Consider the following 16927-nt stretch of genomic DNA (forward strand, 5'->3'; position numbering starts at 1 on the left):
AAAAACCCCGCGTCGCGGGGTTTTTTGCTCTGGTCTGGATGACAACGCCTTTCAGCGTTACTTCTTGCCTAATAACGCCTGTAAATCCTGCTTTAACGTGGTCATTTGCGTGGCATATTTCTCTTTATGCTCCGCGTCTTCTATCAGTTGCACTATCGTTTCGGATAATGTTTTACCGCGTCGCTGCGCAAGGCCCGCCAGACGCTGCCAGACCATAAACTCTAAATCGATAGATTTTTTGCGCGTATGCTGATGTTCCGCATTGAAGTGTCGTTTGCGTCTTGCCCGAATGGTTTGTTTCATCCGATTAAGCAAGGCAGGATTCATATGCCTGTCTATCCAGACATTTACCCGCACCGGTTCATTTTCGAGGGCCAACAACAAATTGACGGCTTCCTGGGCTGCACTGGCTTCCACGTAGCGGGTGATCAACTCCCCTTCGCGGTGCTTTTTCACCAGATATTTCCATTTCCAACCGCTTTCAAGATTTTCAAGTTGTTGATATTTCATTGCGATCCCAATGTTACCGTGTAACTGTTATCAGAATATCAGTTTTTTAGCCATCTGAAGAAAAGAATCTCGAACCTGTGAATGGTTACACGTCTTCATATTACTTTGCATTCGCTTTCCGCGTGTGCAGCGTGACGGGTTAGGCTATAATCCCCCCTTTTACAACAGACTAAAAAACCTCAACTTTGACCATTACGAAACTTGCATGGCGTGATCTGGTTCCGGATAGCGAAAGCTATCAGGAGATATTTGCACAGCCACACGCGACTGACGAAAACGACACCTTACTCAGTGATACTCAGCCACGACTGCAATTTGCGCTTGAGCAGCTTATACAGCCGTGGGCATCATCCTCTTTTATGCTGACTAAAGCGCCTGAAGAGCAAGAGTATCTCACTTTACTTTCAGATGCCGTCCGCGCTCTGCAAACCGATGCCGGACAATTAACCGGCGGACATTATGACGTTTCCGGGCATACTGTTCATTACCGCGCCGCGCAGAATGCGCAAGACAACTTTGCCACCGTCACACAAATCGTCAGCGCGGACTGGGTCGAAGCCGAACAGCTCTTTGGTTGCCTGCGGCAGTATAACGGCGACATTACCCTGCAGCCGGGACTGGTTCATCAGGCGAACGGCGGCGTGCTGATTATTTCCTTACGAACCCTTCTGGCGCAGCCGTTACTGTGGATGCGTCTGAAAGCCATCGTTAGCCGCGAGCGTTTTGACTGGGTGGCCTTTGACGAGTCGCGTCCATTACCGGTCTCCGTGCCATCAATGCCGCTCAAACTGAAGGTGATTCTGGTTGGCGAACGTGAATCACTGGCTGATTTTCAGGAGATGGAACCAGAGCTCGCGGAACAGGCTATCTACAGTGAATTTGAAGACAATTTACAGATAGCGGACGCAGAAGCTATGACCCTGTGGTGTCAATGGGTGACGCGTATCGCTTTACGCGATAATTTGCCCCCTCCGACACCGGACGCCTGGCCCGTCCTGATACGCGAGGCTGTGCGCTATACCGGCGAACAGGATACGCTGCCTCTTTGCCCACTGTGGATAGCCCGCCAGTTTAAGGAGGCGTCGCCTTTATGCGAAGGCGATACCTGCGGCGCAGAAGCGCTCAGCCTGATGCTTGCCCGACGCGAATGGCGAGAAGGCTTTCTGGCGGAACGGATGCAGGATGAGATTCTGCAAGAGCAGATCCTGATTGAAACCGAAGGCGAACGCGTTGGACAAATCAATGCGCTTTCCGTCATTGAATTTCCCGGACATCCGCGCGCCTTTGGCGAACCGTCGCGAATTAGCTGTGTTGTGCATATCGGCGATGGCGAATTTAACGATATTGAGCGCAAGGCCGAACTTGGCGGGAATATCCACGCTAAGGGAATGATGATTATGCAGGCCTTCCTGATGTCGGAGTTGCAGCTGGAGCAACAAATTCCCTTCTCTGCCTCGTTAACCTTTGAGCAGTCCTACAGCGAAGTGGATGGCGACAGCGCCTCAATGGCGGAATTATGTGCGCTTATCAGCGCGCTGGCCAATGTGCCAGTGAATCAAAATATTGCGATTACCGGCTCGGTCGATCAGTTTGGTCGTGCGCAACCGGTGGGCGGGCTAAACGAAAAAATTGAAGGTTTCTTCGCCATCTGCGAGCAGCGGGAATTAAACGGTAAACAGGGCGTGATTATCCCTGCCGCCAATGTCCGCCATCTCAGTCTTAAATCTGAACTGCTACAAGCGGTTAAAGAAGAGAAGTTCACTATCTGGGCGGTAGACGACGTGACCGACGCCTTACCGCTACTGTTAAATCTGGTGTGGGATGGCGAAGGTCAAACGACGTTGATGCAGACTATCCAGGAGCGTATCGCGCAGGCGACGCAACAGGAAGGCCGTCATCGTTTCCCGTGGCCATTACGTTGGCTGAACGCTTTTATTCCGAACTGATCGGACTTGTTCAGCGTACACGTGTTAGCTATCCTGCGTGCTTCAATAAAATAAGGTTTACATAAAACATGGTAGATAAACGCGAATCCTATACAAAAGAAGACCTTCTTGCCTCTGGTCGTGGTGAACTGTTTGGCGCTAAAGGGCCGCAACTCCCTGCACCGAACATGCTGATGATGGACCGCGTCGTTAAGATGACCGAAACGGGCGGCAATTTCGACAAAGGCTATGTCGAAGCCGAGCTGGATATCAATCCGGATCTATGGTTCTTCGGATGCCACTTTATCGGCGATCCGGTGATGCCCGGTTGTCTGGGTCTGGATGCTATGTGGCAATTGGTGGGATTCTACCTGGGCTGGTTGGGCGGCGAAGGCAAAGGCCGCGCTCTGGGCGTGGGCGAAGTGAAATTTACCGGCCAGGTTCTGCCGACAGCCAGGAAAGTCACCTATCGTATTCATTTCAAACGTATCGTAAACCGTCGCCTGATCATGGGCCTGGCGGACGGTGAGGTTCTGGTGGATGGTCGTCTGATCTATACCGCACACGATTTGAAAGTCGGTTTGTTCCAGGATACTTCCGCGTTCTAAGTGTTGAATTGATATTCCGCGCTATCGGTATCATGCTTGCAAAGCCCATAAAGGCGAAACCTCCGCACTGCGGAGGTTTCTTTTTCTAAAGAGACAGAATCAGGCCATTACCGCCCTGTCCTCCATGGCTTGTCGCCAACCTCCCAACCAGTATGACCGTTGATTCAGCGTCTGATAGGGACACATTTCTTTTGATCGTCCGGCGATGCCGGCCTGATATCCACGTTGATGTGCCCGTTCCAGGCGATCTCGTTTTTGTCTCTTCATGCCTCGTTTCCCTCATATTTGTATCTGGTGGAAAAGAAAACAGTGATTACAAAATGTGCAATCACACTACACGAATACCTCTAAATGGATCGCCCGTCAATGCGCAAAATTCACACCAATGTCATATTTGTGAGCTATACGGTAAATCATTTGTACAAAAAATGTGAGCCATAACAACTATTTTTCCGGCGTCAAAAATAAAAAAACCGCCTCAGGCGCACGACCTGAAGCGGTTAAATTTACATTACTTTTATCTCAGGGAAGGCGCTTTATCTCATCTGCGATAGCGGCTGCTTCCTGACTCCATGCGCTTGCCAGTACTTTGACCATCTCATCATAGCCATCTTTCTGCTGGCTGGCTTCGATATGGAAAGGCCGCTTAATCAGTTGTCCGTTGTGGTTTAATAGCCACTCCCCGCTGACGATAACCTTACCATCGTAACGTCCATGGAATCCGGTTACGGTAACGTTCAACGTATCCTGGGTGGTTCCCAACGGCTGGGAAGCGACGACCCAGCCAGGAAGCCGGGCGCTAAGATTCGCCACCAGCGTGTTACGCAATTGCTGATCCAGCGGGCTGGCCCACAGATTGTTATTGGCAATCACATACTGGACATCACTGGTTTGATACACCACGCCGTTACCTGCCAGATAGTCAGGTACGGAAACCTGCTCTACCCATAAGAGACGGTTGCCCTGGCTTGCGGTGCTTTGCACACCGCTTTGCGCTATCGGGAGCTGATAATAGCTTTTATTCTCTCCGCCGGAGCTACATGACGCCAGCCAGAACGCCATTATCACGACTAGCCATTTTTTCATTGTTTCGCCCTCTTAGGCTCAGGATCTTTTTTATCCTTCGCTTCAAATACCAGCGCGTTGCTCTTCTCGTTCAGAGTTTTCAACACCGGTTGTAACTCACGAAGCACCTGATCGAGACGCTGCATATCCGCCACCATTTTGTTATACGCCGCCGATCCAGGCTGGAAGCCTTGCATACTGCGGTTAAGTTCGCGTAACGTCGTTTGCATATCCGCCGGAAGCTGCTGCATCGACTGACTGGAGGTAATCTTGTTCATATTATCCAGCGTGGTTTGCAGCCGACGCATAGTACGCTGGCTTTCCGACAGCGTATTGGTCGCTTGTTCAATCATCGGATTCAGCGGCAGGTTGTTGATCTTATCCAACGTTTCCACCAGTCGCTGTTGAATTTGCGCCAGACCGCTGCTGACGGTGGGAATAATTTCATAACCATCAAATTCGCGTAGCCCGGTAATCGGCGGCTCCTTAGGATAAAAGTCCAGATCGACATACAGCGCCCCGGTCACCAGGTTACCGGTTTTAAGCGAAGCGCGTAAACCGCGCTTAAGCAGTTCCGTCAAATGCGCGCCAACATCCGCATTTTCTCCCAATTGCGCTTTCAGACGCTCCGGTTCAATGCGCACCAGCACAGGAATACGGTAATCGTCGTTAAATACCTGGCGCATTTTAGACGCAAAGAAAGGCACTTTGCTTACCGTCCCCAGACGAATACCGCGGAACTCCAGCGGCGCGCCGGGTTGTAATCCGCGCACCGAATCTTTAAAGAACATCAGGTAATCGATATGATCGGTATACAGCGAATCCTGAATACTTTTTTGATCGTCGTAGAGATTAAACGCCGTTTTTTCGGCGACGGGTTGCCCCTGCTCAAGTCCTTCCGGCACATCAAAACTCACGCCGCCGCCAAACAACGTCGTCAACGATCCCATTTCCACGCGCATTCCCGCCGATGTCAGATCCACAGCGATACCGCTATCTTTCCAGAATCGGACATTACTGGTGACCAATCGATCGTTTGGCGCCTTAATGAACAACTGATAACTCATTGTCCGTTTTTGCGGATCGAAAGAGCTGGTTTCAACGGACCCTACCCGATAGCCCCGGAACAGAACGGGATCGCCAGGACTGAGCTGACCGGCCTTTTTGCTGTCCAGAATCACACGAATACCTTTGGCATCGGGCGGCGCCAACGGCGGTGAGTCAAGAAGCTGATAGCTTTCCGGCTGACTGCCCTTACTTCCTGGTTGTAGTTCAATATACGCGCCTGATAGCAGCGTCCCAAGCCCGCTGATGCCTTCACGCCCCACCTGCGGTTTTACGACCCAAAATACCGAGTCTTTATGCAGCAACTTCTCCATACCGGAATGAAGCCGCGCTTTGATTTGTACATGGGTCAGATCGTCAGTCAGCGTCGCGCTTTCAACCACGCCGACATCCACGCTGCGACTTTTGATCGTCGTTTTTCCGCCTTCAATGCCTTCCGCATTGGTGGTAATTAAGGTAACTTCCGGTCCCTGGTGGCTGTAGTGATAAAACAGAATCCAGGCTCCGATAAGCGCAGTAACAATCGGGAATATCCAGACAGGCGACCAATTTTTCACCTTTTGTACTTTGGCTTCCCCTTTTTTAGGTTCCATGCTATCAGGACTCCTCATGGCCTGGTTCGTATTCACGATCCCACGACAGACGCGGATCAAAGGTCATCGCAGAAAACATTGTCATTATGACGACTAAAGCAAACATCAACGCACCCATCGCAGGATAAATATTCATTAACCCTCCCATACGCACCAGCGCAGAGAGTACGGCAATGACAAAGACATCAATCATTGACCAGCGCCCCACAAACTCCACTACTTCATAAATAAAATGCATCCGTTCACTGTCGCGCTTACCGTGGCCTTTCGCATCCCAACAAAGCCAGGCAATGGCGATCATTTTTAGCGTCGGCACCATAATACTGGCGAGAAAGATAACCGCCGCCACCGGATAAGACCCCTCGCTCCACAGCAAAATCACGCCAGCCAGAATGGTCGACGGCATTTTCGAGCCCAGTAAGTCGGTAATCATAATCGGCAAAATATTGGCGGGCAGATAAAGCATGATCGAGGTAAATAATAACGCCAGCGTCCACTGCAAACTGTTTTTACGCCGGACATAGCCTTTCGTATGGCAACGCGGACAGACGAGACTCTCCGCAGGCAGGATCGCCGTGCAGCAGGCGCAAGAACGCAAAGACTGCCTGATACCGGTAATCCCCGGCGTTAACGGCTGCGCCAGTGCAGGCTGCGGGGCGATATCATCCCACAACCAGCGGCGATCGACACACTGGAACGCCCGCAGTTGAACGAGACAAAATAAGCACCAGGGAATAAAACTGCTGCCGATGCCGATATCGCCGTAGGCCATCAGCTTAACAAAACTGACCAACACCCCGGCGAGAAATATTTCCGCCATTCCCCACGATTTGAGGAGGAAAAAGATCCTTGCCAGCGTTTTTTTTACCGACAACGGCAGACTGGCGCGGTTGACAAGTAATAGAATGGTCACCAGGCAAAATGCCGGCACCAGTTGGACAAATAATAAAAAGAACGTGCCGAGGCTGGCGTAATCTTCAGAAAACATGACGCCGGGGATTTCCAGAAGCGTGACTTCGCTGGTGACGCCCGCGACATTCATATTCACGAAGGGAAAAAGGTTAGAAAGCAGCAACATAAATAGTGCCGCTAACGCATAGGCGGTAGGGCGCTGCCGGGGCGCGTCCCACTCGGTCGTTAACGTTGCGCCGCATCGTGGACATGCTGCTTTTTGCCCATGCGAGAGGCGGGGTAAAGCCACCAGCATGTCGCATTGCGGGCACAATATGTGCTTCGCAGCATGGTGATGTTCACACATAGGCGCTCCTTTCGTTATGCCCCGTTTTTCAGGCCTTCAAGATACTCCCAACGTTCGAAGGCTTGCTCAAGTTCTTGCTCCGCCTGACTTAAATCGGCCAGAACTTTCTGCGTTTGCTCATGGGGTTGGCTAAAAAAGGCCGCATCCGCAACCTGCGCCTGTAGCGCTTCCAGCTTCGCTTCCAGGTCTTCAAGCTGACCGGGTAACTGCTCCAGCTCGCGCTGCAGTTTATAGCTTAGTTTGCTACTGCCACGTTTTACAATTTCTGCTTTAGGGGCAATAACTTCCTCATTTTTTTTCGCCACTGGCTGTTTCGTCGCCAGATGCTGCTCTTGCTGCGCGCGCGCATCATGGTAGCCGCCAATATAACGTCCGATTTTGCCGCCGCCCTCGAAAATCCAGCATTCCGTCACGGTATTATCGACAAATTGCCGATCGTGGCTGACCAGTAGTACCGTGCCCTGATAGCCATCAATTAATTCTTCTAATAGTTCCAGCGTTTCGACGTCAAGATCGTTCGTTGGTTCATCGAGAATTAAAAGATTGCTCGGCTTGAGGAACAGTCGCGCCAGCAGCAGACGGTTACGTTCGCCGCCGGAAAGCGCGCGGACGGGCGTCATCGCCCGTTTGGGGTGAAACAGGAAGTCCTGCAAATAGCCCAGTACATGGCGCGGCTTACCGTTTACCATCACCTCTTGCTTGCCTTCCGCCAGGTTATCCATCACGGTTTTTTCCGGGTCCAGTTCGGCGCGATGCTGATCGAAGTAGGCGACTTCCAGCTTCGTTCCTACGTGGATGCGCCCACTGTCAGCCTGAAGCTGTCCCAGCATCAGTTTCAGTAGCGTGGTTTTACCGCAGCCGTTCGGGCCAATTAACGCAATCTTGTCACCGCGCTGTACCTGAGCGGAGAAATCTTTTACCAGTTGTTTTCCTTCTACCTGGTAATCGACGTTTTCCATCTCAAAAACGATTTTACCGGAGCGCGCCGCCTCTTCGACCTGCATCTTCGCCGTGCCCATCACTTCCCGGCGCTCGCTGCGTTCACGACGCATCGCTTTTAACGCCCGCACGCGCCCTTCATTACGGGTGCGGCGCGCCTTGATACCCTGGCGAATCCAGACTTCTTCCTGCGCCAGTTTGCGATCAAATTCCGCGTTTTGTAATTCTTCTACGCGCAGCGCTTCTTCTTTCTCCAGCAGGTATTGATCGTAATTTCCCGGATAAGTAACCAGTTTGCCACGATCGAGATCGACAATGCGGGTCGCCATATTGCGAATAAACGAACGATCGTGAGAGATAAAAATAATCGTTCCGTTAAAGGTTTTCAGAAACCCTTCCAGCCAGTCGATAGTTTCGATATCCAGATGGTTAGTCGGTTCATCCAGTAACAATACGCGCGGATTGCTGACCAGCGCCCGACCCAGCGCGGCTTTACGCAGCCAGCCGCCGGAGAGCGACGACAGCGCGGCGTTAGGATCGAGTCCAAGCTGCGCCAGCACTTCATTAATACGGTTTTCCAGCTGCCAAAGATTATGATGATCGAGCTGTTCCTGTACGCGCGCCATTTCATTGAGGTTTTTCTCGCTGGGATCGGTCATCACCAGACGGGAAATCTCATGATAGCGCTTGAGGTATTCCGCTTGTTCTTCGATACCTTCGGCGACAAAGTCATAGACGCTGCCCGCAATATTACGGGGCGGGTCCTGTTGCAGACGCGCGACGATCAGATCCTGCTCATAAATAATACGCCCATCGTCCAGACCCTGTTCGCGGTTGAGGATCTTCATCAAGGTGGATTTCCCGGCGCCGTTACGCCCCACCAGACAGACGCGTTCGTTATCTTCGATATGCAACTCTGCGTTATCGAGAAGCGGCGCGTCGCTGAACGACAGCCATGCGCCATGCATACTGATTAATGACATTTACTTTTCCTTTCAGGCGGCGCGGATCAGCCAGCAGTTATGAATCTGACGGTTACGGGCAAAATCCGGGGAGAGCGTTTTTTGCGTAATTTCTTGTGCGGTAAGCCCCAGTTCCGCCAGCCCTTCCAGATCCATACGGAATCCGCGCTTATTATTTGAGAACATGATGGTGCCGCCTTTACGCAGCAGGCGTTTTAAATCTTTCATTAACGCGACATGATCGCGCTGAACATCAAACGACTCTTCCATACGTTTTGAGTTAGAGAACGTCGGCGGATCGATAAAGATCAAATCGAACTGTTCATTCGCCTCGCGCAGCCAGCCCAGGCAGTCGGCCTGAATCAGGCGATGCGCGCGGCCGCTCAGTCCGTTCAGACGCAAATTACGTTCGGCCCACTCCAGATAGGTGCGGGACATATCCACCGTTGTGGTGCTGCGCGCGCCGCCCAGACCCGCATGTACGCTGGCGCTGCCGGTATAAGAAAAGAGATTCAGGAAATCTTTGCCTTTGCTCATTTCTCCCAGCATTCTGCGGGCAATACGGTGATCGAGGAACAGACCGGTGTCGAGATAATCCGTCAGATTTACCCATAAGCGCGCATTATATTCGCTGACCTCAAGGAACTCGCCCTTCTCGCTCATTTTCTGATACTGGTTTTTTCCTTTTTGCCGTTCGCGGGTTTTTAACACCAGTTTATTCGGCGGAATACCGAGCACTGACAAGGTTGCCGCAATAATATCGAACAGACGTTGCCGCGCTTTTTGCGCATCCACCGTTTTCGGCGGCGCATATTCCTGAATCACCGCCCAGTCGCCGTAACGGTCTACCGCCACGTTATATTCCGGCAGGTCGGCATCATACAAGCGATAGCATTCAATCCCTTCCTGGCGCGCCCATTTCTCCAGCTTTTTAAGATTTTTACGCAGGCGATTAGCGTAATCTTCCGCCACCGTCGCCGGCTTACTGTCCGCCGTGGTTTCCGCAATATGATAGTTTTTCTGCACGCAGTCCAGCGGGCCATTCTTGGCTTTAAACTGTTTGTCGGCACGTAATTGCAGGCTGCCCAGCAAATCGGGCGAAGCGCTGAACAGCGACAGGTTCCAGCCGCCAAACTGATTTTTCATGGTACGGCCCAGCAGGCTGTGCAACGCAATCAGCGCCGGTTCGCTGTCCAGACGTTCGCCGTAAGGCGGGTTACTGATCACCGTACCATACGGGCCTTTCGGCAATGGATTACTCAGTTGCGCCACATCTTTCACTTCAAAGGTGATAAGCTCGCCGATACCGGCGCGACGGGCGTTGCTGCGCGCCCGCTCAATGACACGCGCATCGCTGTCGGAACCGTAGAAATGAGAGGAATACTCCGCCAGCCCCTTACGCGCCCGGGTCTGCGCTTCGGCTTTCACTTCCTGCCAGATAGTCTCGTCATGCTGCGCCCAGCCGCTAAATCCCCAGTGACCACGGTGCAGGCCCGGCGCGCGATCGGTCGCCCACATCGCGGCCTCAATCAACAGTGTCCCCGAACCACACATAGGGTCGAGCAGCGGCGTACCTGGCTGCCAGCCGGAACGCATAACAATCGCTGCCGCCAGCGTCTCTTTAATTGGCGCCAGCCCGGTGCGATCGCGATAACCGCGCAGGTGCAGGCCATCACCACTGAGATCCAGCGCAATGCTGGCAGTTTCTTTATTCAGCCAGACGTTAATACGGAGGTCCGGCGATTCGCGGTCCACATTTGGACGCGGAAGATTTTTCCGCGTAAACGCATCAACAATCGCGTCTTTAACTTTCATCGCGCCATACTGACTATTACGGATGGTGTCGTTCAGGCCGCTGAAATGCACCGCAAACGTCGCGCGAGGATTAAAAATCTCTGTCCAGTTTATCGCCTGAACGCCGAGGTAAAGATCGAGATCGCTGTAGACCTTGCACTCACCCATCGGCAGGATAATACGCGAGGCCAGGCGGCTCCACATCAGGCTCTGGTAAATAAGCCGCGTGTCGCCCTGAAAATGGACCCCACCCTGAACAACCTGACACCCTACGGCGCCCAGTTTTTCCAGTTCAGTTTTTAACAGCTCTTCCAGCCCGCGGGCCGTACTGGCAAACAGAGAATTCATATTGTCACTTTTACGCTAAGAAAATTGTTGCGCATTATAGCTAATCTCACGCCCATGTCATAAAGTTGAAGGCTTATTTTCATTTGAGGGACTGTACGGTGGCGACGTTATCACGGCTCTTTATTCATCCGGTCAAATCCATGCGCGGCATTGGCCTCACTCATGCGCTGGCAGATATCAGCGGCCTGGCTTTTGATCGCATCTTCATGGTGACCGAGCCTGACGGCACATTTATTACCGCCCGCCAGTTTCCACAAATGGTACGTTTTACCCCCTCTCCCTTACACGACGGCCTCCATTTGACCGCGCCAGACGGCAGTAGCGCGCTGGTTCGCTTTACGGATTTTACCCCGCAGGATGCGCCGACCGAGGTCTGGGGAAACCATTTTACCGCTCGCGTCGCCCCGACGGCGATTAATCAATGGTTGAGCGGCTTTTTCTCCCGCGATGTCCAGTTGCGCTGGGTTGGGCCGCAGTTGACGCGCCGGGTCAAACGACATAACGCGGTGCCGCTGGGATTTGCCGATGGCTACCCGTATTTATTGACCAACGAAGCCTCGCTGCGCGATCTGCAACAGCGTTGTCCGGCAGGCGTACAAATGGAACAATTTCGCCCAAACTTAGTGGTTTCCGGCGTAGCGGCCTGGGAGGAAGATAGCTGGAAAGTGCTTCGCATTGGCGATGTGATTTTTGACGTCGTGAAGCCCTGTAGCCGCTGTATTTTTACGACCGTCAGCCCTGAAAAGGGGCAAAAACATCCTTCCGGCGAACCGCTGGCGACACTGCAAGCTTTTCGTACCGCCCAGGACAATGGCGATGTGGATTTCGGTCAGAATCTGATTGCCCGCAATAGCGGCGTCGTTCGCGTCGGCGATGAAGTGGAGATTCTGGCGACAGCTCCGGCAAAAGCTTATGGCGCCACAACGGTCGACGACAGCGTTACGCCAGAGAAACACCCGGACGGGAGTGTAACCATCGACTGGCAGGGGCAAACCTTCTGCGGGAATAATCAACAGGTGCTACTGGAACAGTTGGAGAATCAGGGAATTCGTATTCCGTATTCTTGCCGGGCTGGTATCTGTGGTTGCTGCCGGATACGTTTGCTGGAAGGCGAAGTAAGTCCGCTGAAAAAATCGGCTATGGGTGACGATGGTACGATTCTGAGCTGTAGCTGCGTGCCTAAGACCGCGTTACGACTGGAGAATTAAACCGCTTGTTCAAGGCTGAAACTGTGACAGTGAACCTGCGGTTTCAGCCTGTCGTTCATAATTTTAATCGCATCGCCAAGCTGCATGGTTCGGCCTGCTATCACCACGCCCGGCTGGGCCAGCAGACACAACGCGGCATTTTCTCCCGGCTCAACGACCAGCAAATTAACCTGTTCCGCCGTATCGCTTAACCAGACGCTTGCGGCATCGCCCGTTCCCGGGGTCCACATTTCGCCATGCGCTACAAAATGCCAGCTTTTTGGCATCTGCGGTTTGAGATAGCGAATCGCCACCAGCGCATTCAATACCAACTCCGCGCGTTGCTCTTTGGTTAATTCGAAATCCCGGCATTTTTCTTCAAAGGAAAAATAGAGCGCGGCATCATCCACACAAAAACCGGTCGGGCAAAACGCGTCCGGCGTAAGCATTTTACGAGAGAAGCGCGAGCGAAAAAGCATACCATTGGCGAGATCGAGCATCATACGATCGTGCTCTTCATCATAATACCAGCGCCAGTTATCGTCAGGTTTAATTCGCATTACCTCTCTCCCGCTTTTAAGCAACTCGTAACAGCATTGTCCTTTTGCCGCTTCGTTTATTACCCCAATAATAAAAGCCTAAAATGTCTAAATAAGCAACAGTGGAGAAATATAAAACAACCAGCGCCGGAAATAAAGCCCTGGTTGTCTGATAAAGGCTAAAGTTTAGATGTGCGTTACGATTTCTTTAATCAATGGCGGGCCTTTAAAAATAAAGCCGGAATAAATTTGTACCAGCGTAGCTCCTGCCGCTATCTTCTCGCGCGCGGCGATAACTGAGTCAATGCCGCCGACGCCGATAATAGGCAATTGTCCCTTTAACTCCTGGGATAAACGGCGAATAATTTCTGTGCTTTTTAATTGTAATGGCCGGCCACTTAATCCCCCCGTTTGCTGGCAATTTTTCATTCCTTGTACCAGAGAACGATCGAGGGTGGTATTTGTCGCAATCACCCCATCAATATTATGACGAAGCAGGCTATCGGCAACCTGGATCAATTCTTCTTCACAAAGATCCGGCGCGATCTTTACTGCCACCGGCACATATTTATGGTGGATCGCCTGAAGATCGTTTTGCTTATTTTTAATGGCAGTTAACAGATCGTCCAGCGCATCGCCATACTGGAGCGTACGTAGCCCTGGCGTATTCGGCGAAGAAATATTAATGGCGATATAACCCGCATAAGCATAGACTTTTTCCATACAAATCAGGTAGTCATCTTTGCCATTTTCGACAGGCGTATCTTTATTTTTACCGATGTTAATTCCCAGAATACCATCAAAATGGGCTTTTTTAACATTCTCGACCAGGTTATCGACGCCCAGATTATTAAAGCCCATCCGATTGATCAGACCTTCAGCATCCACCAGACGAAAAAGACGCGGCTTATCGTTACCCGGCTGTGGGCGCGGCGTCACGGTGCCGATTTCCAGGGAGCCAAACCCCATCGCGCCTAACGCGTCGATGCACTCCCCGTCTTTATCCAGACCGGCAGCCAGCCCCAGTGGATTTTTAAAGGTAAGTCCCATGCAGGTAACCGGCTTTGTCGGTACTTTCTGGCGTACCAGCGCTTCCAGCGGCGTACCTGTAATGCGGCGTAATTGTTGAAATGTAAATTCATGAGCGCGCTCTGGATCGAGCTGGAAAAGGGCTTTACGAACGAAGGGATAGTACATGAACTCTCCTGGATTCCCGGTGTGCAAACCGGGGGCGTATTATGGGCGATAACAAAGCAAAAGGGAATTGACCTACGGCAATAAATAGCAATCGTTTTCCTTCATTCTCACTTCACGTTTCGCCAGCGAGCGTCATCATCCGGCAAAAAAATACCCGGCAGCGCTAACGCTTACCGGGCATGTCTTACCTCTTTATAACGGATACTGTCAGGCTAACGCTTTAGTTATCTTCTCGTACAGATCGCCGGAAAGATTCTCCAGTCCTTTTAACTGCTCCAGCGCCGCACGCATTTTCTCCTGACGCTTATCATCATAACGTTTCAGACGAATCAGCGGTTCAATGAGGCGAGATGCTACCTGCGGGTTACGGCTATTCAGATCGGTCAGCATCTCGACCAGGAACTGGTATCCGCTACCGTCTTGCGCATGGAACGCCGCCGGGTTGCTGCCAGCAAACGCGCCAATTAATGAACGGATGCGGTTCGGGTTGCTCATACTGAAAGAACGGTGTTTGAGCAGGCCGCGTACGGTTTCCAGTACATTTTCCGCCGGGCTTGTGGATTGCAGGATAAACCATTTATCCATCACCAGGCCGTCCTGATGCCACTTATCGTCATACTCCTGCATCAGCGTATCGCGGCACGGCAACTGCGCCGCCACCGCAGCAGACAGGGCCGCCAGCGCATCGGTCATATTATTGGCGTCGCGATACTGTTTGCTGACCAGCGTATTAGCCAGCTCCGTCTCGCCGAACGCCAGGAAGCGCAGGCAAGCATTGCGCAGCGTGCGCTTACCGATATCGCCGTGATCAACACGATACTCATCCAGATGATTGGCGTTATAGATAGCTAAGAACTCATCCGCCAGTTCTGCCGCCAGCGTACGCGTTAGCGCTTCACGAACTTGCGCAATGGCGATCGGGTCAATGACCTCAAACAGCTCCGCAATTTCATTGGCCGAAGGCAGCGTTAAAATTTCTGCGGCCAACGCCGGATCGATTTTCTCATCCAACAGTACTGCGCGGAACGCATCAGCGACATGCACCGGAAGCGATAGCGGTTGCCCCTGCTGATGACGCGCCACATTCAGTTTAATGTATGTGGCCAGCAGGCTTTGCGCCGCATCCCAACGGGAGAAATCATTGCGCGCATGGCGCATCAGGAACGTCAACTGCTGATCGCTCCATTTATATTCCAGTTTCACCGGCGCTGAAAACTCGCACAGCAAGGCCGGAACAGGTTGGAAGTAAACATTATCGAAGGTAAATGTCTGCTCCGCCTGCGTGACGTTCAGCACGGCATTGACCGGATGACCACCTTTTTGCAACGGAATGACGTTGCCTTCGTTATCGTACAGTTCGATGGCGAATGGAATATGCAGCGGCTGCTTCTCCGCCTGATCCGCCGTCGCCGGAGTGCGCTGGCTGATGGTCAACGTGTACTGCTCGGTTTCCGGATTATAATCATCTTTTACCGTTACAATCGGCGTGCCGGACTGACTGTACCAGCGGCGGAAATGGGACAAATCGACATTAGAAGCATCTTCCATCGCCTGTACGAAGTCATCACACGTCGCGGCGCTGCCGTCATGGCGCTCAAAATAAAGCTGCATCCCCTTCTGGAAATTTTCCTCACCCAGCAACGTGTGGATCATGCGAATGACTTCCGCACCCTTTTCATAAACGGTGAGGGTGTAGAAGTTATTCATTTCGATTACTTTATCCGGGCGGATAGGATGCGCCATCGGGCTGGCGTCTTCCGCGAATTGTAAACCGCGCATGGTACGCACGTTACTGATGCGGTTCACCGCGCGTGACCCCAAATCAGAGCTAAACTCCTGATCGCGGAACACGGTTAGCCCCTCTTTCAGGCTCAACTGGAACCAGTCGCGGCAGGTGACGCGGTTGCCGGTCCAGTTGTGGAAATACTCATGACCTATCACGCGCTCAATATCGAGATAATCTTTATCCGTCGCGGTATCGGTTCGCGCCAGCACGTATTTGGAGTTAAAGATATTGAGACCTTTATTCTCCATCGCGCCCATATTAAAGAAATCCACCGCGACAATCATATAGATGTCGAGGTCATATTCGAGCCCAAAACGCGTTTCATCCCATTTCATGGAATTTTTCAGCGAGGTCATTGCCCACGGCGCGCGATCCAGATTGCCACGGTCAACGTACAGTTCTAATGCGACTTCACGCCCGGAGCGGGTGGTAAAGGTATCGCGCAGCACGTCAAAATCACCGGCCACCAGCGCAAACAGATAACACGGTTTCGGGAACGGATCTTGCCACTGAACCCAGTGACGGCCATTCTCCAGCTCGCCCTGTGCAACACGGTTGCCATTGGAGAGCAGGAACGGATATTTGCTTTTATCGGCAATAATTTTGGTGGTAAATCGCGCCAGTACGTCCGGGCGGTCAAGATACCAGGTAATATGGCGGAAGCCCTCCGCTTCACACTGGGTACAGAGCGCATCGCCTGACTGGTACAATCCTTCCAGCGCCGTATTCGCCGCCGGACTTATCTCGTTGACAATGCGTAACGTAAAACGCTCTGGCAGGTCGCTGATGATAAGCGCGCCCTCTTCTTCCTTATATGCTGTCCACGGCGCATCGTTGACGTGGATAGATACCAGCGTTAAATCTTCCCCATCAAGGCGAAGAGGCGCATCAGGCGCGCTATGACGAACAGCCTGGCTTATTGCGGTGACCACGGTTTTTTCGGCATCGAGGTCAAAGGTCAAGTCAATATCAGTAATCTGGTAATCCGGCGCGCGATAGTCATGGCGGTATTTGGCTTGTGGCTGTTGTGTCATAAAAAACCTTTCGCATCTTTGTGTAGAGTGTCGACTCCAGTCTATTCCTGTTGCGCAAATCGCGCTACGCAGAATGTTCATCTTTTCAGGCACAAACGGCCTATTTGCTACATTTTT

Annotated in this window: 13 protein-coding genes; 3 read left to right on the top strand and 10 right to left on the bottom strand. The window is 52.1% G+C overall.

From position 1 onward, the window contains the following. Positions 1-57: 57 nt before the first annotated feature. A complete protein-coding gene (matP, locus tag HV477_RS04060; RefSeq protein ID WP_000877172.1) occupies positions 58-510 on the bottom strand; it encodes a macrodomain Ter protein MatP in 453 nt (150 codons plus the stop codon). A 185-nt stretch (positions 511-695) separates the two neighbouring features. On the opposite strand from matP, the gene HV477_RS04065 reads away from it, so the two are divergent. After that, the gene (locus tag HV477_RS04065; protein WP_079899243.1) at positions 696-2456 is read left to right on the top strand and encodes a Lon protease family protein; all 1761 of its coding nucleotides are present in this window, start codon (positions 696-698) and stop codon (positions 2454-2456) included. A gap of 68 nt (positions 2457-2524) precedes the next feature. Then, positions 2525-3043, top strand: a complete 519-nt coding sequence (gene fabA / locus HV477_RS04070; protein WP_000227928.1) for a bifunctional 3-hydroxydecanoyl-ACP dehydratase/trans-2-decenoyl-ACP isomerase — start codon at positions 2525-2527, stop codon at positions 3041-3043. 99 nt (positions 3044-3142) lie between these two features. On the opposite strand, the gene rmf is transcribed toward fabA, so the two are convergent. The 6 genes from rmf to rlmKL form a co-directional block, all read right to left on the bottom strand. Further along, the gene (gene rmf, locus HV477_RS04075) at positions 3143-3310 is read right to left on the bottom strand and encodes a ribosome modulation factor (RefSeq protein WP_001537784.1); all 168 of its coding nucleotides are present in this window, start codon (positions 3308-3310) and stop codon (positions 3143-3145) included. A 255-nt stretch (positions 3311-3565) separates the two neighbouring features. Continuing rightward, positions 3566-4129: a membrane integrity-associated transporter subunit PqiC gene (gene pqiC / locus HV477_RS04080; protein WP_000759136.1), complete on the bottom strand. Its 564-nt coding sequence runs from the start codon at positions 4127-4129 to the stop codon at positions 3566-3568. Beyond that, positions 4126-5766 (bottom strand): intermembrane transport protein PqiB, encoded by a 1641-nt coding sequence (pqiB, locus tag HV477_RS04085; RefSeq protein WP_000433414.1) that lies wholly within the window; start codon positions 5764-5766, stop codon positions 4126-4128. The genes pqiC and pqiB overlap by 4 nt, the downstream gene beginning before the upstream one ends. A 4-nt stretch (positions 5767-5770) precedes the next feature. Continuing rightward, on the bottom strand, positions 5771-7024 hold the full coding sequence (gene pqiA / locus HV477_RS04090; RefSeq protein WP_000333152.1) for a membrane integrity-associated transporter subunit PqiA: 1254 nt from the start codon (positions 7022-7024) through the stop codon (positions 5771-5773). A gap of 14 nt (positions 7025-7038) precedes the next feature. Continuing rightward, the gene (locus tag HV477_RS04095; protein WP_175064926.1) at positions 7039-8946 is read right to left on the bottom strand and encodes an ABC transporter ATP-binding protein; all 1908 of its coding nucleotides are present in this window, start codon (positions 8944-8946) and stop codon (positions 7039-7041) included. Positions 8947-8958: 12 nt separating this feature from the next. Then, a complete protein-coding gene (gene rlmKL, locus HV477_RS04100; protein ID WP_079899241.1) occupies positions 8959-11067 on the bottom strand; it encodes a bifunctional 23S rRNA (guanine(2069)-N(7))-methyltransferase RlmK/23S rRNA (guanine(2445)-N(2))-methyltransferase RlmL in 2109 nt (702 codons plus the stop codon). Between the two features lie 98 nt (positions 11068-11165). Between rlmKL and HV477_RS04105 the strand changes: the two genes are divergently transcribed. Continuing rightward, positions 11166-12275, top strand: a complete 1110-nt coding sequence (locus tag HV477_RS04105; protein ID WP_079899240.1) for a YcbX family protein — start codon at positions 11166-11168, stop codon at positions 12273-12275. On the opposite strand, the gene zapC is transcribed toward HV477_RS04105, so the two are convergent. The 3 genes from zapC to pepN all read right to left on the bottom strand — a co-directional run bounded on the left by zapC (position 12272) and on the right by pepN (position 16810). Next, positions 12272-12814, bottom strand: coding sequence for a cell division protein ZapC (gene zapC, locus HV477_RS04110; protein WP_001220671.1), 543 nt, complete (start codon positions 12812-12814; stop codon positions 12272-12274). The genes HV477_RS04105 and zapC overlap by 4 nt on opposite strands. 165 nt (positions 12815-12979) lie before the next feature. Further along, entirely contained in the window at positions 12980-13990 is a 1011-nt protein-coding gene (gene pyrD / locus HV477_RS04115; RefSeq protein WP_000291723.1) for a quinone-dependent dihydroorotate dehydrogenase, read from the bottom strand. A 207-nt stretch (positions 13991-14197) separates the two neighbouring features. Then, positions 14198-16810 (bottom strand): aminopeptidase N, encoded by a 2613-nt coding sequence (gene pepN, locus HV477_RS04120; RefSeq protein ID WP_023241234.1) that lies wholly within the window; start codon positions 16808-16810, stop codon positions 14198-14200. Positions 16811-16927: the final 117 nt, after the last annotated feature.

The organism is Salmonella sp. SG203, assembly GCF_013350575.1.
Taxonomy (GTDB): domain Bacteria; phylum Pseudomonadota; class Gammaproteobacteria; order Enterobacterales; family Enterobacteriaceae; genus Salmonella; species Salmonella enterica.